The sequence below is a fragment of the Neisseria sp. HMSC068C04 genome (genome assembly GCF_001810105.1).
In the GTDB taxonomy this organism is placed as follows: domain Bacteria; phylum Pseudomonadota; class Gammaproteobacteria; order Burkholderiales; family Neisseriaceae; genus Neisseria; species Neisseria flavescens_B.
Genome location: NZ_KV799911.1, coordinates 1 through 24,857 on the forward strand (window position 1 = coordinate 1; position 24,857 = coordinate 24,857).

30 protein-coding genes and 1 pseudogene are annotated in these 24,857 nt (G+C 47.5%); 16 read left to right on the top strand and 15 right to left on the bottom strand.

What is annotated here, in order from left to right; translation table 11 throughout:
* Positions 1 to 221, top strand: a 221-nt coding sequence (locus HMPREF2700_RS11880; protein WP_210389845.1) for a hypothetical protein, incomplete at its 5' end; no start/stop codon positions are given.
* Here HMPREF2700_RS11880 and rplS read toward each other — a convergent pair.
* The 9 genes from rplS to HMPREF2700_RS01685 all read right to left on the bottom strand — a co-directional run bounded on the left by rplS (position 218) and on the right by HMPREF2700_RS01685 (position 9,125).
* Complete coding sequence (gene rplS, locus HMPREF2700_RS01645) at positions 218 to 583, bottom strand: 50S ribosomal protein L19 (protein WP_003679470.1); 366 nt, start codon at positions 581 to 583, stop codon at positions 218 to 220. The two genes, HMPREF2700_RS11880 and rplS, sit on opposite strands and share 4 nt — an antisense overlap.
* A 14-nt stretch (positions 584 to 597) precedes the next feature.
* Positions 598 to 1,347: a tRNA (guanosine(37)-N1)-methyltransferase TrmD gene (gene trmD, locus HMPREF2700_RS01650; protein ID WP_070589502.1), complete on the bottom strand. Its 750-nt coding sequence runs from the start codon at positions 1,345 to 1,347 to the stop codon at positions 598 to 600.
* The gene (rimM, locus tag HMPREF2700_RS01655; RefSeq protein ID WP_070589504.1) at positions 1,347 to 1,856 is read right to left on the bottom strand and encodes a ribosome maturation factor RimM; all 510 of its coding nucleotides are present in this window, start codon (positions 1,854 to 1,856) and stop codon (positions 1,347 to 1,349) included. The genes trmD and rimM overlap by 1 nt, the downstream gene beginning before the upstream one ends.
* A 15-nt stretch (positions 1,857 to 1,871) precedes the next feature.
* On the bottom strand, positions 1,872 to 2,120 hold the full coding sequence (gene rpsP / locus HMPREF2700_RS01660; protein ID WP_003684452.1) for a 30S ribosomal protein S16: 249 nt from the start codon (positions 2,118 to 2,120) through the stop codon (positions 1,872 to 1,874).
* A gap of 75 nt (positions 2,121 to 2,195) precedes the next feature.
* Positions 2,196 to 4,586, bottom strand: a complete 2,391-nt coding sequence (locus tag HMPREF2700_RS01665) for a bifunctional acetate--CoA ligase family protein/GNAT family N-acetyltransferase (protein WP_070589505.1) — start codon at positions 4,584 to 4,586, stop codon at positions 2,196 to 2,198.
* Between the two features lie 55 nt (positions 4,587 to 4,641).
* A complete protein-coding gene (locus tag HMPREF2700_RS01670) occupies positions 4,642 to 6,039 on the bottom strand; it encodes a HAMP domain-containing sensor histidine kinase (RefSeq protein ID WP_070589508.1) in 1,398 nt (465 codons plus the stop codon).
* A gap of 15 nt (positions 6,040 to 6,054) precedes the next feature.
* Positions 6,055 to 6,732 (bottom strand): two-component system response regulator MisR, encoded by a 678-nt coding sequence (misR, locus tag HMPREF2700_RS01675; protein WP_070589510.1) that lies wholly within the window; start codon positions 6,730 to 6,732, stop codon positions 6,055 to 6,057.
* Positions 6,733 to 6,939: 207 nt separating this feature from the next.
* A complete protein-coding gene (locus HMPREF2700_RS01680; protein ID WP_070589512.1) occupies positions 6,940 to 8,772 on the bottom strand; it encodes a PglL family O-oligosaccharyltransferase in 1,833 nt (610 codons plus the stop codon).
* Positions 8,769 to 9,125, bottom strand: a complete 357-nt coding sequence (locus HMPREF2700_RS01685) for a DUF2069 domain-containing protein (RefSeq protein ID WP_070589514.1) — start codon at positions 9,123 to 9,125, stop codon at positions 8,769 to 8,771. The genes HMPREF2700_RS01680 and HMPREF2700_RS01685 overlap by 4 nt, the downstream gene beginning before the upstream one ends.
* Before the next feature lie 218 nt (positions 9,126 to 9,343).
* Here HMPREF2700_RS01685 and hisC point away from each other — a divergent pair, with 218 nt between their 5' ends.
* From hisC to HMPREF2700_RS01750, 13 genes and pseudogenes are all read left to right on the top strand, one after another.
* On the top strand, positions 9,344 to 10,429 hold the full coding sequence (hisC, locus tag HMPREF2700_RS01690; protein ID WP_070589516.1) for a histidinol-phosphate transaminase: 1,086 nt from the start codon (positions 9,344 to 9,346) through the stop codon (positions 10,427 to 10,429).
* 19 nt (positions 10,430 to 10,448) lie between these two features.
* Positions 10,449 to 11,405: an imidazoleglycerol-phosphate dehydratase HisB gene (gene hisB / locus HMPREF2700_RS01695; protein WP_070589518.1), complete on the top strand. Its 957-nt coding sequence runs from the start codon at positions 10,449 to 10,451 to the stop codon at positions 11,403 to 11,405.
* Positions 11,406 to 11,573: 168 nt separating this feature from the next.
* On the top strand, positions 11,574 to 12,218 hold the full coding sequence (hisH, locus tag HMPREF2700_RS01700; protein ID WP_070589520.1) for an imidazole glycerol phosphate synthase subunit HisH: 645 nt from the start codon (positions 11,574 to 11,576) through the stop codon (positions 12,216 to 12,218).
* Between the two features lie 74 nt (positions 12,219 to 12,292).
* Positions 12,293 to 13,030, top strand: a complete 738-nt coding sequence (hisA, locus tag HMPREF2700_RS01705; protein WP_070589522.1) for a 1-(5-phosphoribosyl)-5-[(5-phosphoribosylamino)methylideneamino]imidazole-4-carboxamide isomerase — start codon at positions 12,293 to 12,295, stop codon at positions 13,028 to 13,030.
* Between the two features lie 175 nt (positions 13,031 to 13,205).
* On the top strand, positions 13,206 to 13,523 hold the full coding sequence (locus HMPREF2700_RS01710) for a hypothetical protein (RefSeq protein WP_063075325.1): 318 nt from the start codon (positions 13,206 to 13,208) through the stop codon (positions 13,521 to 13,523).
* A gap of 40 nt (positions 13,524 to 13,563) precedes the next feature.
* Positions 13,564 to 14,331 (top strand): imidazole glycerol phosphate synthase subunit HisF, encoded by a 768-nt coding sequence (gene hisF, locus HMPREF2700_RS01715; RefSeq protein ID WP_003748652.1) that lies wholly within the window; start codon positions 13,564 to 13,566, stop codon positions 14,329 to 14,331.
* 52 nt (positions 14,332 to 14,383) lie between these two features.
* Positions 14,384 to 14,782 (top strand): phosphoribosyl-AMP cyclohydrolase, encoded by a 399-nt coding sequence (gene hisI, locus HMPREF2700_RS01720; RefSeq protein ID WP_141745811.1) that lies wholly within the window; start codon positions 14,384 to 14,386, stop codon positions 14,780 to 14,782.
* A gap of 32 nt (positions 14,783 to 14,814) precedes the next feature.
* A complete protein-coding gene (locus HMPREF2700_RS01725; RefSeq protein WP_070589526.1) occupies positions 14,815 to 15,138 on the top strand; it encodes a phosphoribosyl-ATP diphosphatase in 324 nt (107 codons plus the stop codon).
* 116 nt (positions 15,139 to 15,254) lie between these two features.
* On the top strand, positions 15,255 to 15,578 hold the full coding sequence (locus HMPREF2700_RS01730; protein WP_049329536.1) for a histidine triad nucleotide-binding protein: 324 nt from the start codon (positions 15,255 to 15,257) through the stop codon (positions 15,576 to 15,578).
* 35 nt (positions 15,579 to 15,613) lie between these two features.
* Positions 15,614 to 15,817, top strand: a complete 204-nt coding sequence (tatA, locus tag HMPREF2700_RS01735; RefSeq protein WP_003679438.1) for a Sec-independent protein translocase subunit TatA — start codon at positions 15,614 to 15,616, stop codon at positions 15,815 to 15,817.
* Between the two features lie 3 nt (positions 15,818 to 15,820).
* Positions 15,821 to 16,483 carry a Sec-independent protein translocase protein TatB gene (tatB, locus tag HMPREF2700_RS01740; protein WP_070589527.1) on the top strand — a complete coding sequence of 221 codons (663 nt, stop codon included), beginning with the start codon at positions 15,821 to 15,823 and terminating at the stop codon, positions 16,481 to 16,483.
* A gap of 15 nt (positions 16,484 to 16,498) precedes the next feature.
* On the top strand, positions 16,499 to 17,275 hold the full coding sequence (tatC, locus tag HMPREF2700_RS01745) for a twin-arginine translocase subunit TatC (RefSeq protein WP_070589530.1): 777 nt from the start codon (positions 16,499 to 16,501) through the stop codon (positions 17,273 to 17,275).
* A gap of 197 nt (positions 17,276 to 17,472) precedes the next feature.
* Positions 17,473 to 17,814: pseudogene (locus HMPREF2700_RS01750) on the top strand (gluconokinase, GntK/IdnK-type); the annotation flags it as partial.
* A gap of 59 nt (positions 17,815 to 17,873) precedes the next feature.
* Here the strand turns inward: HMPREF2700_RS01750 and dtd are convergent.
* The 6 genes from dtd to HMPREF2700_RS01780 form a co-directional block, all read right to left on the bottom strand.
* On the bottom strand, positions 17,874 to 18,335 hold the full coding sequence (gene dtd / locus HMPREF2700_RS01755; RefSeq protein WP_070589532.1) for a D-aminoacyl-tRNA deacylase: 462 nt from the start codon (positions 18,333 to 18,335) through the stop codon (positions 17,874 to 17,876).
* Between the two features lie 95 nt (positions 18,336 to 18,430).
* On the bottom strand, positions 18,431 to 19,195 hold the full coding sequence (locus HMPREF2700_RS01760) for a peptidyl-prolyl cis-trans isomerase (RefSeq protein WP_070589534.1): 765 nt from the start codon (positions 19,193 to 19,195) through the stop codon (positions 18,431 to 18,433).
* Positions 19,196 to 19,239: 44 nt separating this feature from the next.
* Positions 19,240 to 20,112, bottom strand: coding sequence for a peptidylprolyl isomerase (locus HMPREF2700_RS01765; protein ID WP_070589536.1), 873 nt, complete (start codon positions 20,110 to 20,112; stop codon positions 19,240 to 19,242).
* A 69-nt stretch (positions 20,113 to 20,181) separates the two neighbouring features.
* Entirely contained in the window at positions 20,182 to 20,454 is a 273-nt protein-coding gene (locus HMPREF2700_RS01770; protein ID WP_070589538.1) for a BolA family protein, read from the bottom strand.
* Positions 20,451 to 20,741 (bottom strand): YciI family protein, encoded by a 291-nt coding sequence (locus HMPREF2700_RS01775; protein WP_004519663.1) that lies wholly within the window; start codon positions 20,739 to 20,741, stop codon positions 20,451 to 20,453. Before HMPREF2700_RS01775 ends, HMPREF2700_RS01770 begins: the two co-directional genes overlap by 4 nt.
* Entirely contained in the window at positions 20,741 to 21,274 is a 534-nt protein-coding gene (locus tag HMPREF2700_RS01780; protein ID WP_070589539.1) for a septation protein A, read from the bottom strand. Before HMPREF2700_RS01780 ends, HMPREF2700_RS01775 begins: the two co-directional genes overlap by 1 nt.
* A gap of 353 nt (positions 21,275 to 21,627) precedes the next feature.
* Here HMPREF2700_RS01780 and HMPREF2700_RS01785 point away from each other — a divergent pair, with 353 nt between their 5' ends.
* Both HMPREF2700_RS01785 and truA read left to right on the top strand, forming a co-directional pair.
* Entirely contained in the window at positions 21,628 to 23,613 is a 1,986-nt protein-coding gene (locus HMPREF2700_RS01785; protein WP_083303930.1) for a motility hub landmark protein FimV, read from the top strand.
* Positions 23,614 to 23,840: 227 nt separating this feature from the next.
* Positions 23,841 to 24,686: a tRNA pseudouridine(38-40) synthase TruA gene (gene truA, locus HMPREF2700_RS01790; RefSeq protein ID WP_070589543.1), complete on the top strand. Its 846-nt coding sequence runs from the start codon at positions 23,841 to 23,843 to the stop codon at positions 24,684 to 24,686.
* Positions 24,687 to 24,857 lie beyond the last annotated feature (171 nt).

Consider the following 24,857-nt stretch of genomic DNA (forward strand, 5'->3'; position numbering starts at 1 on the left):
AAAGGAATTTTGCAAAGGTCTCAGGCCGTCTGAATCTTTTGTTTCAGACGGCCTTTTGTATAAAGGTTAAAAGAGGTAGGGAGGTTACGATTCTGTTTAAGTTTATGCGTGAAGTGTTTATTGTGATTAGCTTGCAGGATTGTGTAAGAAAGACAAGGAGTTTTTGTATAAAAAACAAAAAACCCACTTCATTGAAGTGGGTTTTTGATGAAGGCTATTAACCTTTGCGAGCAGGCAATTTTTCTTTAATGCGAGCTGCTTTACCGGTCAGGCCGCGCAAGTAGTACAGTTTGGCGCGACGTACGTCACCACGGCGTTTAACTTCGATTTTTTCTACGGTAGGAGAGTACAGTTGGAAAGTACGTTCTACACCTTCGCCGCTAGAGATTTTGCGAACGATGAAGTTGCTGTTCAGGCCACGGTTGCGGCGAGCAATAACAACACCTTCGTATGCTTGCAGACGGCTGCGAGAACCCTCAACTACACGTACAGATACGACAACGGTGTCGCCTGGAGCGAATTCAGGGATTTCTTTGTTCAAGCGAGCGATTTCTTCTTGCTCTAATTGTTGAATCAAGTTCATTTGTTTTTCCTAGGTTATGATTGGATTTCCTGTTGCTCTTGCAAGATTTCTTTTAAGAGGCGGGATTCCTTTGGGATTAAACTGCGCTTTTCCAATAAATCAGGTCGGCGCTCTAAAGTGCGTCGCAGCGATTGTTTCAATCGCCACTCGGCAATCAAGCCATGATTTCCTGAGCGTAAGACCTCGGGAACCATCATGCCTTGGAATTCTATGGGTTTGGTGTAATGAGGACAGTCTAAAAGGCCGTCTGAAAACGAGTCTTGTTCGGCTGACTGTATATCGCCCAATACACCCGGAACCAATCTTAAGACGGCATCCATCAACATCATGGCGGGTAATTCACCGCCCGAGACGACAAAGTCGCCAATGCTGATTTCTTCGTCCACACTGCTTTGCAGCAGTCTTTCATCTATGCCTTCATAGCGTCCGCATAGAAGAACAAGATGGGGCAGTTCGGCAAGTTCTGCAGCTTTTTTATGTGTCAGCGGCTGACCTTGCGGACTGAGATAAATTACTTTGGCAGGTTTTTGCGAGTTTGCTTTGGCTTCTTCAATTGCCGCTTGAAGCGGCGGCGCCATCATAATCATTCCCGGACCACCTCCGAAGGGGCGATCATCGATATAGCCAAGTTTGTTGTCGGCAAATTTTCGGGGATTGATGGCTTGAAACTGCCAAAGATTTTGTTTTCTTGCTCTGCCTGTAACGCCATATTCGACAATGCTGTCGAACATCTCCGGGAAAATGGTGATGACTTGAATCAGCATCAGTAGTCCAAACCCCAGTCGGCGATAATGGTTTTGCTGTCGGTATCGACAGATTCGATATAGTTGGAGACAAAGGGAATCAGGATTTGTCCGTATTCGCCTTTAATCATCAAAACATCATTTGCACCGGTTTCCATCAGGTTGCTGACTTTGCCGAGGACGATGTTTTCTTTGTTGATGACGGTCATGTCGACTAAATCTGCCCAGTAGTATTCGTCTTCCTCAGTAGGGGCGAATGACTCTCTGGGAATTTCGATGGTATAGCCACGCAAGGCAAATGCTTGGTCGCGATCGTCTATACCTTCAAATTTGACCTGAAGTTCGCCATTGACAATTTTACCTGCCTCAAGCACAACATTCAGGGTTTTGCCATCCTTGCACAACTGCCACTCGGGGTAGTCCAGCAGGCTGTTGGTATATTCGGTATTGGCGGTAATTTTAAGCCAGCCTTTAATGCCGAATACGCCTTTGATGTAGCCCATGGCTACCCGTTTTTGAGTGTCTGTCATGGTCGTTTCGGCTGATTAAGCAGCGATTTTTTGCTCTTTAATCAGTTTGGCAACTGCATCGCTAACTTTCGCGCCTTGAGCAACCCAGTGGTTGATGCGGTCTGCGTCGAAACGTACGCGTTCTTGTTTTTCGTTGGCAACGGGGTTGTAGAAACCTACGCGCTCGATAAAGCGGCCGTCACGACGGTTGCGAGAGTCAGTTACGACTACGTTGAAGAAAGGGCGGTGTTTTGAGCCGCCGCGAGCCAAACGGATAACTACCATTTTGAGTCCTTTTGAAAAATGCGGATATATAGAAACCGCTAATTTTAGGATATTTCACACGGGTTATGCAAGTTTTTATTTGTTTTTGTTGCTGTTTTGCCATTCGTTCAAATCGAGGCTGGCTTGATACAGGCCGCGGTCGGTTTCAGATGGGGTGACGGTAAAGCCTGATTTTTCAGCGAGTTTGAGCATCGGTGCGTTTTCTTTGAGGATTTCCGCATTCATGGTTTGGTAACCTTGCTGTGTGGCAGTTTGGATAATGAGGCTCATCATTTTGCCGGCCAGGCCGGTTTTGCGTGCTTCTGGTGCCAAAGTAATGCCGAACTCGCACTCATTGCGATTGATGCGGCTGTAGCGGCTGACTGCGACGATACGGCCGTCTGAAGCGAAGGCGGCCCACGCGCATTCGGTATGAAAATCGGGACGGGTCAGCCGTGCGAGTGTGGGCAGCGGCAACTCGTTGGTATGGGTCATGAAGCGCGTATAGCGGTCGGCCGCCGGTAATAGGCGGACAAATTTTTGTTTGGCTTCGGCATCTTCAGGCTCTAGTGCGCGGATGTGCAGTGTGTTGCCGTTGGGCAAGACAAAGGTATCGGTTTGGCTCGGATAGGGTGCGAGTACGTTTTGTATCTCGGGCGTTTCGGTTTTAGGGTGCAACAGTTCGGAAGCGGCTTCGCCAGTGTTGCGTAGGAATTCAGCTGCGGCCGGATTTTTTTGTTGGAGGTAGGCGGCGGCGCTTTGCATTTTGGCGGCGGCCTGTTCCAATGTTTGGACGGCTTTTTTGGGGATTTTGGTTGTTGGTGCAACAGGTTTTTCCACGATCTCGGGAATAATGGTACTGCTGTATAGGCTGCCGTTGTAGTTGAGGATAATGTCGCCGATATGTTGGTTGTTGTGGATAAGCGTATTTAGGGAATGCAGGAATTGATTGAGAACGGACGTGTTGTCGAGTTCTGCAAATTGGCTTAAACGCTGGATATCGAGTGTGGTAAAGGGAGGTAATGCGGCTTCGGTTTTGCCGTTATAATGGGCGGTAAGGATGTTGCCGTAAATGGCATGACGGCTGAACCGGAACTGGACGGCGTTGTGTTTTTGGGTTTGGCACGGAGGCAGATATAGGGCTTCCGCCATCAGTTCGGTTTGGCTGGATGCAATGGCTTTATCGATATTTTTGCTTTTAGGTGTTTTCAGACGGCCTGTTTTGGCTGGTGCAGGGGTATTTTGCACCTGTTGCAAATAGGCGGTTTGATTGCGGAAATAAAGTGTCAGTAAGGCTTCTTCCGGCGTGTTAAACCGAGTCAGGCCGTCTGAAAAACGATAGCTGACGAGAATGGGCTTGCTGGTTTTTTGTGCCAAATTATCCAGAGTTTGATGAATGCTGTACGCATCCGGCGTATCTGGCGAAATAATGCCGAGCAGGGCTTGAGTATGTGGATTTTGTAATTGTTCGAGTGCCAAGCGGTGGATGCGTGCAGGCGTAGGGCTGCTGCCGATGCAGCCTTGTCGGATGGATGGTACATCGGTTGGGAGGTCGAGGGTCAATTCGCAGGTATCGGCGGTAGTGCGCAGCCATTCTATCGGTGTGTCGGACAGAATGGTGGGATTAGTAATGACGGGAATGCTGGAAAGGTGGGCTTTTAGGGCTGCTTCCAGTTCGGAGGTGTTGAATACCAGTTGGAAATTGCAATGGCGGCTGAGGCTGCGCAGGATGGCTTTGTCTGTGTTGTCGGTGTAGTGTGTGGACAACAGGATAAGCGGAGTGTGGCGTGTAAAGTGGCGGATGGCACTGAACAGCTCGCGTTGGTTTTCGGCCGGATTGTAGTGGGTAACGGCAACTTTGGTATGGCGGTTGTGGCCGAAGCGGTTGAGCCAGTCGGCGGATGTGGTGGGGCTTAGGTCATAGTTGAGGCTGATGTGGCGTGATACGCCTTGGTGCAGCGTGTTCAGCAGGTGGTTGATGTTGCGGCTGACGGTGCTGTGGCCGGTCAGTAAAGCGATATGGCCGGCCGGATAGTCGGCTTGGGTGCCGATGTTGAGGTTGAGCGAGGGGAGTTGGATGCCTGCGCTATTGCACGCGCTGATGTTTAATTCGTCGCCGTGATGTTTTTGAATGATGGAACGGGCGTTTTTACAGGATTCGGGTGGTAGGTTTTCCCAATCTTGAATCAGGATAATGTGGCGCAGGTCTTTTTTACGGCAGGCTTTGAACAGCGAGTCGTAATGGTCGGGCGGGATAACGGCAACAACCAAATCGGCTTGGCCCGGGATTTTGCTGAGGCTGGAGTAGGAGGGAATGCCTGCGACACTGCTGTGTCGAAGATTGACGGGGGTGATTTTGCCTTGATATGAGGAACCGAGCAGGTGGCTGAAAATGCGTTCGCCAAGGCTTTGCGGACGTTCGCTGGCGCCGACGAGGATGATGTGTTCAGGCATGAAGAAGTAGCCGGTTTGGACGGTTGCACTCATGATGGTTCCTTATTTGTGTTTTTGGCCGTCTGAAAAGTTTCAGACGGCCTTATTTTTAGACTTCTTTTTTGTCTCCGGCTTTCTTTTTAGGAAGGATAAAACGCATCCTCAGGCCGTTGGGTTTGACATTTTCAGCAATGATTTTACCGCAGTGCTGTTCCATAATGTGTTGCGTCAAGGCAAGCCCTAAACCTGTACCGGGCTTGTGCGCGCTGGAGTCGGCGCGATAAAAGGCAGTGAAAATATGCGGAAGCTGCATTTCATCTACGCCAGGCCCGTTGTCGGTAACATCGATAATCCAGTTTTTGCCGTCTTGTCCGATATGGGTTTGAATGGTGCTGCCTTCCGGACTGTAATTGATGGCGTTGCGGATCACGTTGTCAAAGGCGCGGTATAGATAGCCTTCGTTGGCGCTGACTACGGCATTTTCAGGAATTTTTGGGTCAATACTCAGGGTAACGCTTTGGTTGTTTTGGTGGGCAATGCTTTGGTTGTCCTCAATCAAGTTAGTCAGGAAAGGAACGAGTTTGAGGTTTTCTTTTTCCAAAGGGATATTGGAAGTTTCCAAGCGAGAGAGGGTCAACAATTCTCCGACCAAAGTATCCATGCGCACCAGTTCGCCTTCGAGTCGCTTGAGGTATTGCTCTTGTTTTTGCGGCTGGGATTGAATCAGGCCGACAATCGCCTGCATACGCGCTAGCGGCGAGCGCATTTCATGAGAAACGTGGTGGAGCAGGTGGCGCTCTTTGGCAACAAGTTTTTCAAGTTTCTCGGCCATTTTGTCGAACTGTACGGCAAGGTGGGACAATTCGTCGTCACGGTCGTCAACTTGTTGGGAAATGCGGGTCTCAAGTTCTCCGTTGGCTACTCTGTCCATGCCGCCTCCCAAAATTTTAATAGGCTTGGTAATGTTGTTGGCAAGGATGTATGCCATCAAGAGCCCCACAACGATGATAAAAGACAGAATGATAAATTCGTGCCAAATAGGCGAAAGCGGCAAGCCGGGAATGAAGAGCGGGCTAGGGAGGCGTTGGGCTTGATGATTGTCCCAGCCTTTAATAAAGAAGAGGTATTCTTCGCCGAAACGGTCGTATTCGATGTGTGCCAAATCAGATTCGGGGTTGTTGATGGCAAAGATACGGGCGCGCTCAATGGAGAGGCTGTCGATGTTTCGGCCTAAAATATCTTTTTTATCGTCGCCGGTAATGACATAAACGGCATTGGAAACCGGATTGTTTTTCCATTCGGAAAGAATTTCGCGCGCACCGCTGTCTCCACGTGAGTTGAATGCGGAAATGATGCTGCTCATCAATGTGGTTTCGATGGTGCGGCGTTGGTTGAATTGGTTTTCGGCAAGGGTGTTTTGTACCAGCCAAAATGAAAAACTCGCCACAAAGATTGCGCAGACGATGACTGCGCAAAATGTGGCGAAGATGCGTTGAAACAGTTTCATTGATCTGTTTAATCTTTAATTTTTAACAAACAGGTAGCCTAAGCCGCGTACAGTTTGAATCAGGGAAGCATCGCCCAATTTGTGGCGGATGCTGGAGATGTGTACGTCGATGCTGCGGTCAAATTTAGCCAGTTTGCGGTCGAGTGCCTCGATAGACAGGGTCTCTTTGCTGACAACTTGTCCGGCATGGCGCATCAAAACTTCGAGCAGATTGAACTCGGTGCTGGTCAATTCAAGCGGAATGTCTTTGATGCTGGCTTGGCGTTTGGCAGGGTAGAGGACAACGTCGCTGACAGAAATGCTGTTCGGCGCGTTGTTTTGTTCGTTGCTGTGTTGTGCGCGGCGCAAGATGGCGTTGATACGTGCCAAGAGTTCGCGCGGTGTGCATGGTTTCGGCACATAATCGTCCGCACCCATTTCCAAACCGATAATACGGTCGATGTCGTCACCTTTTGCAGTCAGCATGATGATGGGCACAGTGCTTTGGGTGCGTACGTTTTTCAGAACGTCCAAACCGTTCATTTTAGGCATCATGGAGTCTAATACGACGACATCGTATTGTCCGGTCAGAATTTCTTGAACGCCGGCTTCGCCGTCAGGAACGCTGTGGACGTTGAGGCCTTCGGCAGTCAGGTATTCGGTCAGTAATTCGGTCAAGAGGGCATCGTCATCTACGAGTAATACGCGACTCATGGAATTTCCTTTTCGTGATTGTATGCGCCGTGGCACTAAATAGGCGGTGCGGCGATTAAAATAGAGTTGTGTTCAATCTTAACATGCAATCTGCTTTTGTTGATAGCGTAATTTTCTGTGCTTTTGCGCTTTTTTGCATAGAAACTTGTCGCTCTTTACATTTTCAGACGGCCTGTAAGGACAAACTGACAATTGAGTGTGTTTTGTTTAGGGTTTGTCACATGATTTGGCAGTTTGGTGTTTCGGTGCATTGATGAAATCTTTGCAATCGGACAAAAGTTTGGGCAGCAGAGGGGCGAATACCGGATGGCTGCGTATTTTGTCGGCGTAGAAATACATCATATAGGGGTAATAATATTGCACTGCCTGCATCCATTGCGCACCTTCTTCTTTCTTGCCTTGTCGGTAGAGGTAGAGGCCGACTTGATAGGCGCTGGAGTAGGGGCGGTAGGTTAGGGCTTTGAGTGCGGCTTCTTCTGCCCACGGGCGGATGTAGGCATCGGTCGGGTCGGCACGTTTGCTCAAACTTAAATCGGCGTAATAGGCAAGCATAGGGCTTTCTTTGGAGAGCTGCTGCAAACCGTCGATTTTATTTTGAACTGTTTGCGGATTGTCGGTTTCCCCTACACGGCTATATTGGGTCAGATTTTGATATTCCCAGCTGAGGTTTGCCATGCCGATTAAAATCGATAAAGCGGCTATACCGCCTGCCCACTGTCTGATTCGGGTAGATAAAGGGCCGTCTGAAACATCTTTCGGATAAGAAGGTGTAAGCGACAGAATCAGGCTGAATACGGTGAGAAAGTAGATATACCAAAGCGGATATTCGAGCATGCTGTGGCAGAGGCTGACGGCGGCGGCGGTCAGTAAAAACAGGGAAGCCGGTGTTTGGTTGCGTCCCAATAGTCGCCATACGGCTGCAAGCAGGGTTAAGGTTGCAAGCAAGGTGCCGGCAATGCCCATTTCGGACAATAACTGCATGACGATATTGTGCGAATGGGTAAACAGTACGCCGAGGATATTGTTGGGGAAGTATTGTTGTTGGGCATTGATCAGGAAGGTTTGCTGGGCAAAGCTGTTCCAGCCGTGTCCGAACCAAGGTGCGGATTGAAAAGCAATCCATGCCTTGCTCCATTCGATTTGGCGCATGGAGCCTTCAAAACCGCTGGTGCCTGCGCGTTCGACAGCGGTTTCGTATTTGATGTTGCCAAACAAATCCAACAGGCTGCCCATGCCGAATTGGAAAGCGGCGGCCAGGATGGCGGTCAGAAGGAAAATGCACAGTGCGCGTTTGTGTTGGAAACGGGTACGCCAAAACCATAACGGCGTAATCAGGAATAGGGCGGCAATGTAGCCCAAGATGGTGCGCGAGTTGACAAGGCCGAGGGTTGCAGTCAAAGCCAATACGAACAGAAAACCTGCTGCATTGGACATTTTGCGCGCCGTCCACAAATAGGATGCCGCCAAAATGCCCCACATTAAATAATGTCCCAAATGATTGCGCTGACCGAGTTGGCCGTTTACGGTACCGCTGCTTCGGGCAATGATGCCGTTCAACCACTCTACGTTGGACCAACCTTTAAATTGCAACCAAACGATGACGGCCTGTATGGTTGCACCTATTAATAAAGACCAAGCAAAGATACTGACGACGCGTTCCTGTCCGTAAGCTGTTATCCAGCCCCGCACCGACCATGCGCCCAGTGCCAATATAACAAAGGTCCAGGCGGTAATGTCGCTCATGCCGGGGTAGGTGGAATGCATGAGGCGCGCTTGGAGCGACCAAAATGCGGCCATGGCAAACAAGCCGATACTGAGTGCAGGAAGGCGGATATTCAGCAGGCCTTTGTGTGCGCTAATCAATGTCAGTACCAATGAGCCGCTCAGTGAGATGGCTTCCAAATAAAAGCTGGGCAGAGGGCCGACTCGGTAGAGTGAGAGAAAAGGGACGGCGCAAATCCAAAGAAAACTGAGCCATAAAGGCCAAAAGGTTTTCACTGAAGATTCAGTCAGGCCGTCTGAAAGTGTGTGGTAGGTCATTTTGATGTGTGTTTTTGTTGTTTGATAAATGCAAGGCAGCCAAGGAAAAAGGCAATGCACAATAATACGGAAACGGCGGCGCAAATCCGGCTGGCGACGGTTGTGTCAGCCAGGCGCATACAGGCTTCGGCAAAGTAAATCAGAATCAGCATGGAGCTGTATTGATAAGTGTAGATGCGTTTTTTCAAAATGCCGGTCAACGGCAGGCACAGGGGCAGGGCTTTCAGTGCCAGCCATGAGCCGCCTTCGCGCAATGGCGCGATCCACAATTCCCATGACAAGGAAAGCAGAATCAGCAGGATAAGGCTTACGGAAGTTGCAAGATAAGGTAATGGGGAGCGTGTATTGTTCACAATATTGAGGGCGTAAAGCCGTACTGGAAAACTTAAAATTATACCGCTAAAAAGGCAGGGTAAGCCAAGAATATTGCTTAAAGATGTTGAAGAAAGGATTTATTGTTTTTTCTTCAAACGAATGAAACTTTATCTTGTTTTATAGTCTTATTAATATATATATTTAATAAAGATTGTGCTATTATTCTAAATACTTTATCTCAGGAGGATAGAAAATCATGAATCGCGTTGCTGATGTTATCCGTGATGATATTAAAGTAATGACAGCCTATCAGGTTGCCGATTTGCCGGAAGGTTTTATTAAGTTGGACGCCATGGAGTGTCCGCATCATCCTTTCGCTGGGTATGAATCTTTATTATCGGAATGGGCGGATTTGGCAAAGCAGGCGCCGATTCATTTGTATCCCCATACTGCCAAGAGCGGCATTTATGAAGAATTGAGGAAGGTTTTCGGTATTCCCGATAAAGCGGAAATCGCGTTGGGTAACGGCTCCGACGAGCTTATCCAGTTTTTGACTATGCTGGTTGCCAAACCAAATGCGCGTATATTGGGTGTTGAGCCAAGTTTCGTTATGTATCGGCATAATGCCGCACTTTATGGCATGGAATATGTCGGCGTTCCCTTAAATCCGGATTTCTCTTTAAATCCCCCTGCCGTTTTGTCCGCTATCGAGCAACATCAGCCATCATTAATTTTTATTGCCTATCCCAATAACCCTACCGGCGTGTGCTTTAAGCGAGAAGAAGTGGAGGCGGTCATTCGTGCGGCTACCGGCATTGTGGTTGTCGATGAGGCATATGGTGCGTTTCATCATGACAGTTTCCTTCCGTGGGCGGGCGAAGTCGAAAATCTGGTCGTAATGCGCACCATCAGTAAAATCGGCTTTGCAGGCTTGCGGATGGGATATGCGGCGGCAAGTCCAAGCATTATGGGTGAACTGGCTAAAATTCTTCCTCCTTATAATATGAATCAATTAAGCTTGGCGGCGGCAAAATTCTCATTGAAACATCATCAAATCATTCAGCAAAACATTGATACATTAAAAAATGAGCGTTCGCGCGTAATGAATGAATTGTTGAAATTAAACCGTTTGGAAGTTTTTCCAAGCGAAGCCAACTTTATTACCGTTCGTGTTCCTGATGCGAACGAGCTGTTTGAAACATTGAAGCAAAACCGCATACTGATTAAAAAACTGCATGGCAACCATCCGCTTTTGGATCAGTGTGTCCGCATAACCATAGGCTCGGCAGCGCAAAATGATGCCGTCTTAGCAGTTATTAAAAACCTTTACCCTAATCTTTGATTCCAAGGAAACTACCATCATGAACAAAGCTCAATTGCATTTGACCAATTTTCTGTTATTGGTTGAAGAAGCCGGCTCATTAACCAAGCTTGCACGTGCGTGCGGTTATGAAAACTCCGCTTCTCTATCTCAGCTCAAACGCCGTTTGGAACAACAAGCAGGCGATGAGTCTGCACGCGGCATTCGTCCGAGCCTGGCTGCGAAGTTGGAATCCGGCATGCACAAACGCAAAGGCTGGCTGAACCGTGATCACAGCAAAGATCAAGAAAAAGCAGCAGCGGTTGAAGCGGCGCGTTTGGAAAAACAAACTGTCGAAGCAGTTGAAGCTGGTGTTTCACCTGAAGGCCGTTTTGTTACCGTTACCCGCAATACCAGCGAAACCCAAATCACCGTCAGCCTCAATCTTGACGGTACCGGTAAATACCGCTTGGATACCGGCGTTCCTTTCCTTGAACACATGCTTGCCCAAGTAGCACGTCATGGTTTGATTGACTTGGATATTACCTGCAAAGGCGATTTGCACATTGACGACCATCACACGGTTGAAGACATCGGTATCGTGGTGGGTCAGGCCTTGAAACAAGCGCTTGGCAATAAAGCCGGTATTACCCGTTATGGCCATGCCTATGTTCCGCTGGATGAAGCGTTGAGCCGTGTAGTCATCGACCTTTCCGGCCGCCCTGGCTTGGTGTACAACATCGACTTTACCCGCGCCCTGATCGGCCGTTTTGATGTCGATTTGTTTGAAGAATTTTTCCATGGGCTTGTGAACCACAGCATGATGACTTTGCACATCGATAACTTGAGCGGCCGTAATGCACATCATCAAGCCGAGACTGTTTTCAAAGCCTTTGGCCGCGCCTTGCGCATGGCGGTCGAATACGATCCGCGCATGATGGGTCAAACGCCTTCTACCAAAGGCACGTTGAGCGAAGAGTCTGTTCAAGAAGAAGCAGAAGCCGCATCTGAAGAATAAGGCATCGTGTGAATGAATAAAGGCCGTCTGAAACCGATTGGGATTTCAGATGGCCTTTATTATTTGTCTTGTATATCAACAATATTTTGTTTTAAACCATCTTTTGCTACAATCATTCTTATTATTATATTAATCATTAAATGTTTTCAGACGGCCTGAGGAGAAGCAATGAAAGTAGCGATTGTCGATTATGGAATGGGAAACCTGCATTCAGTATTGAAATCTGTTCAGGCGGCTCAGGTCTTGTCCAATCAAAATGCGGAAATTTATCTGACTTCGCGCCCCGAAGAGGTGATGGTGGCGGATAAGGTAATCTTTCCGGGGCAGGGTGCCATGCCGGATTGTATGTCTGCGCTGAAGGCAAGCGGTTTGGGCGAGGCGGTTTCAGACGGCCTGAAAAACAAGCCGTTTTTTGGAATTTGCGTAGGTGCGCAATTATTGTTTGAACACAGCGAAGAAGGCGATACAGATGGTTTGGGTTGGTTTGAAGGGCAAGTAAAACGGTTTTTGTCCAATCAAACCGATGCACAGGGAGGCCGTCTGAAAGTGCCACATATGGGCTGGAATACAGTGCGCCAAACCCGTCCGCATCCTTTATTTCAAGACATTGGGCAGAACGAGTATTTTTATTTTGTTCACAGCTATTATTTTGCGCCGAAAAATGAAGAGATTGTTTTAGGCGTTAGCGAATATCCGAATGAATTTGCCTGTATTGTCGGTAAGGACAATGTGTTTGCCACACAGTTCCACACGGAAAAAAGCCATCAGGCAGGATTGCTGCTGCTGCGTAATTTTTTAAATTGGCAGATTTGAGGTTTTTTAACATAAATATGCTAAAAATCGCTAATTTGTGTAAAATATACTGAAATTGAGTAGAGGAGAAGAAAATGCTGTTGATACCTGCCATTGATTTAAAAGAAGGACGCTGTGTTCGCTTAAAACAAGGCTTGATGGAGCAGGCGACGGTGTTTTCCGATTCGCCGGCAGAGATGGCGTTGCATTGGCGCAATCAAGGTGCACGCCGTTTGCATTTGGTTGATTTGAATGGCGCATTTGCAGGCGTTCCTCAAAATTTTCCGGCGATTAAAGAAATTTTGGCCGCCGTGGCTAAAGATATTCCGGTACAGCTTGGCGGCGGTATCCGTGATTTGGGAACCATTGAAAAGTATTTGGATTTAGGGCTGACCGATGTGATTATCGGTACGGCCGCGGTAAAAAATCCTGAATTTGTGCGCGAAGCATGTAAGGCATTTCCGGGTCAGATTATTGTCGGCTTGGATGCCAAAGACGGTATGGTGGCGATAGACGGTTGGGCAACGGTAACGGAACACCATGTCGTCGATTTGGCCAAGCGTTTTGAAGACGATGGCGTCAACAGCATTATTTATACCGATATCGGCCGCGACGGCATGATGAGTGGCGTGAATATCGAGGCTACCGTCAAATTGGCTCAATCAGTGAATATCCCGATTATCGCTTCCGGCGGATTGACGAATTTGGACGATATCCGCGCATTGTGTGCCGTTGAAAAAGAGGGTGTGAGCGGAGCGATTACCGGCCGCGCAATTTATGAGGGAAGTATTGATTTCGCACAGGCACAAAAACTGGCCGATTCTTTGGCTTGACCTAAGTGCGTTTAATTATGCAGATTAGGGCGTTGCAAGGGGTAACAGCGCAGGAGTTGGCGCATATGAAAATACCTTCAAAAGCGGCATTTTGCAAAGTCCTTAGACTTAAAAATCTGTCTGAAATAATTATAAAAACAACTCACTCAATATCTTATTTTATTAAGGGATTGGTATGCTTGAAGCGTTTGTTTTGGGTTTTTGGATTATCTGGTCATCCGATCGCGAAGTGTATCCGCTAAGCGAAAGTTTGTGGTTTACACTGATTGCCGTGATACTGCGACAGCTGACGGCGTTTGATTTGCCGATTATCGACACCTATTGGATGATTTTCAATGGGATAGTGTGGGCATTTGCCGGTTTGATTTTTTCCATAGTCGGCCGCATTGACAGCAATTTCATTATTTCCTGTGTTTTGGCGATGATGGCCGGCATTGGTTATTTTCAGTTGTTGCAACATTTGCCGGATTGGTTGAGCAAATTTTTGGCCTGACGGTTTCAGACGGCCTGATAACGGATAAGAGGTATTGGGTATGGCATTGGCAAAACGAATTATTCCTTGTCTGGATGTAAAAGACGGTCGCGTGGTAAAAGGCGTCAACTTTTTGGGTCTGCGCGATGCGGGTAATCCGGTTGACGTTGCCAAACGCTACAACGATGAAGGCGCAGATGAGTTGACCTTTTTGGACATCACTGCCTCCAGCGACAATCGCGACACTATTTTGCACGTTATTGAGGCAGTTGCTTCACAAGTTTTTATTCCATTGACAGTTGGCGGCGGTGTGCGCACAGTTGCCGATATCCGTCGTCTGCTTAATGCCGGTGCCGATAAGGCCAGCATCAATACGGCCGCTGTAACCAATCCTGATTTGGTAAACGAAGCGGCCGGTTTTTTTGGTTCGCAAGCGATTGTTGTTGCCGTCGATGCCAAGGCGGTCAACCCCGAAAACACCCGTTGGGAAATCTTTACTCACGGCGGACGTAATCCGACCGGTTTGGACGCGGTGGAATGGGCTGTCGAAATGCAGCGGCGCGGTGCGGGCGAGATTTTGCTGACCAGTATGGACCGGGACGGTACCAAGCAAGGTTTCAACCTGCCTTTGACACGCGCGGTCAGCGAAGCGGTCGATATTCCGGTTATTGCTTCCGGCGGCGTCGGTTCGGTACAACACTTGGTGGACGGCATTAAAGAAGGAAAGGCAGATGCGGTATTGGCCGCCAGTATTTTCCACTTTGGCGAAGCGAGTATCCGCGAAGCGAAACTGGCCATGCGTGAAGCAGGAATCGAAGTGCGTTTGTGATTGCTATCCAAAGGCCGTCTGAAAATATTGGAGAGAAACGCGAATGTCGAACATAAACGAAACGCTGCTGAATGCCGTAAAATTTGATGAAAAAGGTTTGGTTTGCGCGATTGCCCAAGATTGGCAGACACACCGTGTGCTGATGGTTGCCTGGATGAACGCCGAAGCCCTGCAAAAAACCGTAGAAACCGGGTTTGCCCACTATTACAGCCGTTCCCGCCAAAAACAATGGATGAAGGGCGAAGAGTCCGGACATACGCAAAAAGTACATGAATTGCGCCTGGATTGTGATGGCGACGCTGTGGTCATGCTGATTGAACAAAACGGCGGCATTGCCTGCCATACAGGGCGTGAAAGCTGTTTTTATAAAGTTTGGCGAGAGGGCGCATGGCAGACAGTCGATGCCGTGTTGAAAGATGAAGAAGCGATCTACGGACATAAACATCCTTAAGGCCGTCTGAAAGAAAATAAGAGAAACCGACCATGACCGATACTATCCTTACCCAAATTCAAAACGTCATCGATTCGCGCAAAGGCGGCGATCCCGATGCTTCTTATGTCGCCCAACTGCTGTACAAAGGCGAAGACAAGATTCTGAAAAAAGTCATCGAGGAAGCGGGTGAAACCTTGATGGCCTCTAAAGATGGCGGTGGCGAACATTTGGTTTACGAAGTGGCGGATTTGTGGTTTCATACCATGGTTTTATTGGCGCATCACGGATTGCGCGCCGAAGATGTGGTCAACGAGCTTGCGCGCCGTCAAGGTTTGTCGGGATTAGTGGAAAAAGCTTCTCGCAAAGAATCTTGAATTTATATTACAATCCCGTATTTGACCTGTTTCAGAATCCGTCTCTTGGGGCAAAAACGATTTCCTTTTTTGGTCGAAACCCGTTACGCCCGTTTCAGACGGCCATTGGAGCCATTATGGATAATTGTATTTTCTGTAAAATCGCAACCAAAGATATTCCGGCACAAACCGTTTACGAAGACGATGAGATGCTTTGTTTCAAAGACATCCGTCCTGCCGCGCCGGTGCATCTGCTGCTGATTCCGAAAGTGCACTTCGATTCACTGGCACATGCAACTGCCGAACATCAAACCCTGTTGGGCAAAATGATGTTGAAAGTTCCTCAAATCGCCCATGAGGCAGGTTTGACCGACGGTTTCAAAACCCTGATCAACACAGGTAAAGGCGGCGGACAAGAAGTCTTCCACCTGCATATCCATATCATGGGTACGCCTGCATAACTATTATCTATTTTTAACAAATTCAAGGATTTATCATGGGTAGCTTCTCTCTCTGGCACTGGATTATCGTACTGATTATCGTCGTTTTGGTATTCGGTACCAAAAAATTGCGCAACGTCGGCAAAGACCTCGGCGGTGCGGTGCATGACTTCAAACAAGGCCTGAACGAAGGTACTGACGGCAAAGATGCCAAAAAAGACGAAGTCATCGAACACAAAAAAGACGAAGACAAAGCATAATCCATGTTTGATTTCGGTTTGGGCGAATTGCTGCTGGTCGGCGTTGTCGCCCTGATAGTGCTTGGCCCCGAACGTCTGCCGCAAGCCGCGCGCACGGCCGGTCGTTTGGTCGGCAAATTGCAAGGATTCGTCAACAACGTCAAGCAGGAACTCAACACTCAGGCTGAGTTGGACGAATTGCGCAAGGTGAAGCAGGAATTTGAAACCGCCGCATCTGAGTTTCGCGACGGTATCAAAGACTTGGGCAACGATGCACAAAAAAATCTGAGCGATATTTCAGACGGCCTCAAGCCGTGGGAACGCCTGCCCGAACAGAAAACGCCTGCCGATTTTGGTGTGGATGAGTTGGGCAACCCTTTGCCTGATCTGGCTTCAAACGGCGCTGAGCATGAAAGTGCAATCCAAGCTTCTGAGCAGGATGGGGCAGTGCAAACCCAAGAGCTTGTCGAGGCTGAAAATGCTGAATCCGAGCAAGACCGCGCTTGGCGTGAGTATTTGACAGCTTCGGTTTCACCTGCTCCTGCGGTAGAAGTCAGCTATGTCGAATCTCCTGTTGCCGATGTTCCTCCGCCGCATACGACTTCTTTGCGTAAGCAGGCGATGAGCCGCAAACGCGATATGCGCCCGAAATTCCACGCCAAGCCCAAACTGCGCGTCCGTAAGTAAAAAGTGAGTCAACCGGTGTCCGAACCTCAAAACGAACAACCCGTCCAACCGCTTATCGAGCATCTTCTCGAGCTGCGTCGCCGCATGATGTGGATCGTCATCGGTATCGTCGTCTGCTTTTTGGGCATGATGCCGTTTGCCCAGCAGCTCTATACCTTTGTTGCCGAACCGTTGATGGCCAATCTGCCTAAAGATACCAGCATGATTGCGACCGATGTGATCGCGCCGTTTTTTGTACCGGTCAAGGTTACTCTAATGGCGGCGTTTCTGCTGTCGTTGCCGCACACGCTGTATCAAGTCTGGGCGTTTGTCGCTCCTGCCTTATACCAAAACGAAAAACGTTTGATTACGCCGCTGGTGTTGTCCAGCGTAACGCTTTTCTTCGTTGGGATGGCGTTTGCCTATTTTTTGGTGTTTCCCGTTATTTTCAAATTCCTGGCCGGTGTAACCCCTGTCGGCGTCAATATGGCGACCGATATCGACAAATACCTGTCCTTTATTTTGGGCATGTTTGTTGCATTCGGTACGACGTTTGAAGTGCCCGTCGTTGTGGTGTTGCTTGCAAAAATGGGCATTGTTTCGACTGCACAGCTTAAGAATGCGCGCCCGTATGTGATTGTCGGTGCATTTGTCGTAGCCGCAATCATCACGCCGCCTGACGTAATTTCTCAAACCCTGCTTGCCGTTCCACTGATTCTGCTCTACGAAGCAGGCATTTGGTTCAGCCGCTTTGCCAAAGTGAAAACGCAGCAGGAAGATGAAGATACACCGCAACCGCCGGCAGAAGTTTAAGAATTAAGGCCGTCTGAAGAATTTTTCAGACGGCCTTTGTATCATGGCACTTTCAGAGTTTTTAAGAAAAAGTATGATGGATGTTCAGGAGTCGTATAAAAACGCTATCGCCTTAAATTCTTTTGATGTGACTAAAAATTTCGATCGAGAATTTTGCCGAAATCGAAGCAGTAATGCGTAACAGTTTCTCATGCGTCTGGCTGGGCAATTTGCGTGACTGGATGACGGAGCAGGCAAAAAATGGGGAAAAATATTCCATTGTTACTTGTTCCGCACTCAAACGCCAATACCGCGATATTCTGCGTGGTGCAGAAGGGAAGGTGGCTTTTATCCATTTGACTCCGCCTCAAGCAATCAATCTCGAGCGTATGCTGTCGCGTCAGGGGCATTATATGAAAGCCGGAATGCTGGATTCGCAGCTGGAGATTTTGGAAGAGTTGGGTGCTGATGAATATAGTGTCAAAATCGACAATCCGGGTTCGCCTGAAGCCGTTGAGGCAGATATTGTGACCTGGGTGAAAGCGCAAGGCTTGATTTAGTCATGATAAGAAATGGAGAGGCCGTCTGAAATATTTCAGACGGCCTTTTTTGATGGGATTTAGAATGTTTTTTGCGAGTCAAGCAATAAAGTGACCGGCCCGTCATTGCAAAGGGAAACCTGCATATGGGTTTGGAATCTGCCGGTTTCGACAGTTAAGCCATGTTCGCGTAGAAGTTGTGCGGTGTATTGATAAAGTTTATCCGCTTGTTCTGCGGGTGCGGCATTGGAGAAAGAAGGACGGCGGCCGCTGCGCGCATCGGCGTAAAGGGTAAACTGGGAAACCAGTAATATCGAGCCGCCGACATCTTTGAGCGATAAATTCAATTTACCGTTTTCGTCTTCAAAGATACGCAGGTTGGCGGTTTTATCCGCAATGTATTTGGCGTCTGCTTCTGTATCAGTGTGGGTAACGCCGAGCAATATCATAAATCCGTTGTTGATTTTGCCGCAGGTTTCTCGAGAATCTTCGGACAAAACGTCAACTTTGGCTTGGGTAACTTTTTGGATAACAGCGCGCATGATGTTTTTGAATAAAAGGAGTTGTAAAAAAGGGCGTAAGATACGCCCTCTGAGTCCAAATATAGTTTCAGACGGCCTGAAACCATTGAATCAATTTACGGATTAATGCCGTTTTCTTTCAAGATACGTTCGATCTGATTCTCGACTTTTTGTTGTTTGACAGCTTGGGCAAGCTGATTGCGTACCAGTTCGAAAGGTTCAGCATTAGGATTACGCTCTACGGCACTGAGTTTAAACAGATAAAAACGGTTTTCTATTTGAATCGGCTCATGCGTTACATCGCCTCGGTTCATGTCGGCAAAAGCGGTAGCCAGTTGAGGAGAGAGCTGCTGCGGAGAGATGAAGCCGTCGAACTCCTGTTCGGGGTTGGGATAGCGTTTCATCAGCTCTTCAAATGACAAGCCTTTGAGCAGCAGTTCTTGCGCGGCGCGTACTTCGTCTGCTGAAGCAAAGCTGACTTGTTGCAGCTTGATAATGCGTGTTTGCTGGTCGTAGAAACGGCGCAACTCGGCATCGTCAACCGTGGTTTGGCGTTCTAGATAAGCAGCGTATTGGTTAGCATAGAATTCAGCTTCGACGTTTTTCAACTGATTTTGCACTTCCGCATCTTTGTCCAAACCAGCCTTGATGGCTTCATTTTTCAAAATTTCCAAAGTCTGCAAACGTGTAACCACATCTTTGCGGATTGCCTGACCATCGGGTTTGGCAGTCTGGTTGGGATGTTGATCGGCCTGTCTCAATACTTCGGCGACCATGCTGTCGATACGGGCGGGATCGATTTCAGGTGCTTTGGCAGTTGCCAAGCCGACGGTTGATAGGGCGAGGATAGCCAAAACGGCAGTTTTGGGCTTGATGTTCATGTGAGTTCCTTATTGCCCGCCGTTATCACGGCGGGCACGTTATATTATTTGTTGACTTTGATGCTGGCTTTTTTCAGCAATGATTGAATGGCCGCATCAACACGGGCTGCCTGTAAGTCGTTGCCAATCTCGTTTTTAGCGGCTTCGTAAGAAGGTACGGTAACGTTACGGCGGTCGTTGACATAGAAAACGGCGTACAGATTACCGTTTTGCAGTGGCGTTTTAGTGTGTGCACCTTTTTTCAGGTCTTTGACAGCTGCGTAAAGCGGAGGCGCTGATTCTTGCAAATCTTTAAGCGGAACATAAGCTTTAGGGATACCACCTGCTTTTTTGGCCGCTTCGTCAATTGAGTATTGGTTCAATACCGAAACAAAGCTTTTTTTCGCATCCAAATCGGCAATGGCTTTTTGGGCATTGCTGCTGTTGTCGGTCACGATTTCGCCCAGTTGGACTTCCTGAGTACCTTTGTAGAAGTTGCTAAAGTCGTTGTAAGCGGCTTGGACATCTTTTTCTTGAACAGGATATTGACGGACGATATGCGCCGCGAAAGCTTGGCCTAACAAATCATTCTCGAAAACTGCCCATTCGGTTTTGAATGTGGCTTTTTTATCTGCACCTTGCTTGGCGGCATCGGCACGCGCTTGCTCCAATGCAGCTTTGAATTCAGCGCTTTGATCCAGTTTTAATTTTTTAGCTTCTTGGGTAACAACAGTGCTGATAACTTGGCGTTCGGTCAGCATTTGACGCAATTCAGGAGTGTCTTGAACGTTCGGGTTGCTGGCGCGCACGGAAGCAACTTGGTCATCGATAACGCTGCTGTCGATGGCTTGACCGTTGACGGTAACCAAAGTTTGGGCAAACAGGGTGCCGGAAGCCAGGGCAAGCATCAAGGTTGAAGTAAAGTAGGTTTTTTTCATCGTATTTCTCTTTTAAATTAATGATTGAAAATAAATTAATGATTAGAAATCAAAGTTTTAGTAGTAATCTTAATGGAAGTATTCGTCCGGCGTGGCCGCTTTGATACTGAGTGCATGAATCAGGCCGTCTGAAAACAAGTCTTGTAAAAGCTGCTTAATCATACGTTGCCGCTGGAGGCGGCCAATATTTTCAAATGAGTTGCTGACCACCACTATAGCGTAATGCCCACCGCCTTTATTACCGGCATGGCCGGCATGCAGATGGCTTTCATCTTCAAAATCGAAGAACTCAGGCTCAAGCGCCTGCAGGCGTTCCTCGATAATTTGACGCATATTGCTCATTTGAACACGGCTTTAAAAGGTTTAATCAATACTTCTGCGTATACGCCGGCATCGACGTAAGGGTCTTGTTCTGCCCATTCTTGTGCAGCGTCCAAAGATTCAAATTGAGCCACGATCAGGCTGCCGGAAACGCGTTCGGGATTATCTGGTAGAGGATTGGGGCCGGCAGTCAGCAGGCGGCCTTGCGCTTTCAACTCTTCTAAGCGTGCCAAATGAGCAGGGCGGGCCGCCATGCGTGCTTCGTGGACATCTTCGGCATCAGTGGCCAAAAGCATGAAATATTCCATTATTGATCCTCCTTAGGCTGGAAACGCATCAGATACATACCCTGTGCGATGGAAAAAATGATTGTGAAACCCAATGTGCCGAACAGTTTGTAATTGACCCATTGGTCTGGGAAATACGTAAAGACAAAGAGGTTGGCCGCACCCATAAAAATCAGGAAGCCAATCCATGCATAAGTCAGGCGCGTCCATACAAAATCAGGGAGCTGCATTTCTTTGCCCATGACGGCTTTAAGCCCGTTTTTACCGGCAAGGTGGCTGAACAACATGACGATCGCTCCGATCCAAAACAGAACGGTCGGTTTCCACATGATGAAGCGGTTGTCTTTCAGCAGAATCGTTGCGCCGCCAAAAAAGACAATCAAAATCAGGCTGACCCATTGCATGGTGTCCAGTTTGCGGTGCTTCCAAAAGGTCAGCGCAGCTTGGGTAATGCCGACGATAACCGCAACAGTTGTTGCGGCAATCATGTCTTTGGTGATGATGTATGTAATGAAAAATAAGAATACGGCGAATAAGTCGCTCAAAACCTTCATATGTTAATGATGAAACTAATTGAGTAAATGCTAATCATACAGGGAGATGTGTTTTTTTGCACCTTTCCCTATGACTTTAATACCACATATATCTATATGAAATATTTGTTTTGGGTTGGCGAAATTTGTAAAAAAGAAACACAAGCATGCAAAAGTAATAGATTTGCTAAGGAATTTTAGGCTGAATAGCCTCTATTGCTTGGCAGGAATGGGTTAAAAATATATCATGACGTAATATCTAGTAAATATATGGTTAAATGCGCGCACATTGGTCAGTACCATAATTTCCGAACAGGGGATCAGTTTTGAAAAAACATCACAATATTAAATTAATTACAGCTTCTATCGCTTTAATGACATCGCTCAGTGTCTCTGCAGGTTTGGGCGGCTTGAATGTTCAATCTCATTTGGGTGAGCCTTTTACAGGCAGTATCACTGTGACTGGCGAGGAAGCTCAGGCTCTGCTTAATGGCGGTAAGGCCACTATTTCAAATGGCAATTTGCGCGCGGCGGTACGCAAATCAGGCGATAAGGCAGTCGTTACCATCCGCTCTTCTAAAGCCATCAAAGATCCTGTTTTGGTTTTCCAAGTAGGTGTTGGCGCGCAATCGCGTGAGTACACCGCTATTATCGATCCGGCCGGATATGATTCTAAGGATGCTGCATCTGTTCGTACCCGTCCGGCTACTGAATCTCAATTCTCCGAGCCGACACGCAATGTCCAACAGCCTGCAACGAAAAATAATAAAGCAGCAGGTAATCAGGCAGCTCAAGCGCGTAAGGATGTGCAGCGTAAGGCTGAGAAAAAACAGGTTCAGACGGCCTCTGCTAAAAACGACACGGCTGCACGTTCAGGCAGGCAGCATTTGGTGCGTACGGGCGAAACCCTGATTGCCATTGCGTCCAGCATCCGTCCGCAAGGTATGACCCTGGATCAAACCATTCAGGCTTTGGTAAATGCCAATCCGGATGTGTTTATCGATAACAATGCTAACCGTATGTTGGCAGGTAAAGTGCTGAATATTCCAAACCGTAGCGAATTGCAACGCTTGGCTGCTTCTGCTCCTGTTAAAACCAATACGGCGACAGAAAAAGCCAATGAAACCGCTAATGCAACAGAAGCTAAAACTGAAAAACCTGTTGTTCAGCCTGAAGTTCAAACTGAAGCCCAGGTTAAAGATGCTGGTGTAAATACACAGCAACAGGAAGAAGTGAAACAAGCTTCAGCTGAGCAAACAGAGCAAGCAGCATCTGCAGCGGTTAATGAAAATGCCGCATCGACTGTTCCTGCGTCTGATGTTCAAGAAGATATGGCTTCTGATGCTCAAGAAAATGTAGTGGCTTCTGAGCCTGTTGCAACCACTGATTCTGTCGCGGAGCAAACAGAAAGCGAATCAGACGGCAATTTATGGAAATGGTTATTGGCAGGCGGTGCAGCCCTTATTGCTGCTTGGTTGTTGTTGAAAGCTGCCGGTAAACGCAAAGACGAACCAGAAGCAGCGCCTGTAAGCCGTAAGGATGAAGAGAAGGCTGTACAGAAAAATGTTGCTGCTTCAGCTGCTGCGGTTGCTGCAACTAAAGTAATGCCGTCAGAAAAAACTCAAGACGGTCTGTTTATCGAAGATGATTTCGAAGATGATGTGGTTATCAATGAAGTAGAAGAATCTTCTAATATCGATGATGTCAAACTTGATTTGGGTAAGATTGACAATAGTCAGGCAGGTATTCTTTCAGGTGCAGTAACGCATGATGTTGAGACAGAGCAACGTCGCTATGCTGATTGGGATAATATCGAATCAACAGAAAGCGTGTACGAGCCTGAACCAGAAAATCCGTATCAGCCGGTATCTGTTGTTATGCCGGAACGTAAAGAAGAGCAGGCAAATACATTTGCTGAGTTTGATTTGGTGACAGAGAAAAAAGTCTCCGAGTCAAGAAATGAAGAGCCACTCGAGTTTACGGTAGAAACTCCTGAAGCTTCAGACGGCCATGCGCTGCCATTTGATGTCAAGCAAGATCAAGACTTGCAAATTCAAGAAACCAAAGAAGAAGTAGAGAAAGAAGAATCTGCTTCTGAGTTTGTGATTGAAGAAGGTGCATTGGAATGGGGGGCTGAAGATGTTTCAGTGGCCGCCGATAAAAGCAATAGTGAAAGAGGCTTTGTTTCAGAATCAGTCGGCATGACTGCGCCGCTTGAAGCCAAATATGATTTGGCTAAGATGTATATCGAAATCGGTGATCCTGAAGCGGCTCGAGAAACATTGCAAGCGCTGATTGAGGAGGCTGAAGGCGATATTCTGCATAAAGCCCAAAAACTGATGAAAGAACTTGGCGCATAAGTGCCAGTTAAGTGAAGATGCCGTTTCAGACGGCATCTTTTTTATGGTAAATTAAAAAGCAAGATTTTGGCTGAGTCTATTGTCAGTTGGGTAAGATTTCAGCTTTATATGATGGTTGAAGATGAAGGCCGTCTAAAATACATAATGGAGGCGTGTATTGATCACGCCTTTTTAATATTTGTTGCTTGAACGTAGGCAACAATATCAATTTACAAGAAGTATAAGAAATGACTGAACAAGCAAATACAACAGGGCATCTCGTGCAGCGTTGGGCTTTGACCCTCTCTTATGATGGTAGCCGTTTTTATGGTTGGCAAAAACAGGCTGGAGATTTGCCGACTGTTCAGACGGCCTTAGAGCAGGCCTTGTCTTCAATAGCAGGGGAGCAAATTAATACTATTGTTGCGGGAAGGACGGATACGGGTGTGCATGCAACTGCTCAGGTAGTGCATTTTGATACATCAGTAAGTCGTCCGGAGCAAGCATGGGTGCGAGGTGTTAATGCATATTTACCTGATGGTGTTGCTGTGTTGGTTGCGCAAAAAGTTGCACCTCATTTCCATGCCCGATTTGATGCTTATGGCCGCCATTATCGTTATTTATTGGAATCTTCACCGGTTCGTTCTCCATTATTGGTTGGCAGGGTAGGGTGGACGCATTTGAAATTGGATTTAAATCTGATGAGGCAGGCTGCTGCCTTATTGGAGGGCGAACATGACTTTTCCAGTTTTCGAGCTGCTGAATGTCAGGCGAAGTCCCCTATAAAGACACTATATAGTGCAAGTATTAGTGGAACTTCTCGCTATCTGTGCCTTGATTTGCATGGGAACGCATTCTTACATCATATGGTACGCAATATTATGGGTGCATTGGTGTATGTGGGTAGTGGCAGAATCAGTGTGGATGAGTTTGAGTCGGTCTTCCATGCAAAAAGTAGATTGAAGGCTCCGCCAACTTTTATGTCAGATGGCCTGTATCTAACAGGTGTTGACTATCCTGATGAGTTTGGAGTGACGCAGCTATCTTTGCCCGAGTGGATGAGCGTTCTAGGTAATGATTTTCAGACGGCCTAACTACGGATTGTTGGTATAAAAGCAACAAAATAGCGTGATTGATGTGTAAATTGATAAAGTGTTGTAAAAATGCAAATCTTGGTTTTGAAGAAATTTATCATTGATTTTAAATAATAAATTTCCATTATTTGGGTTGTCTCTACCTTTATTTGGTTTCTGCGGTAGTGGGAG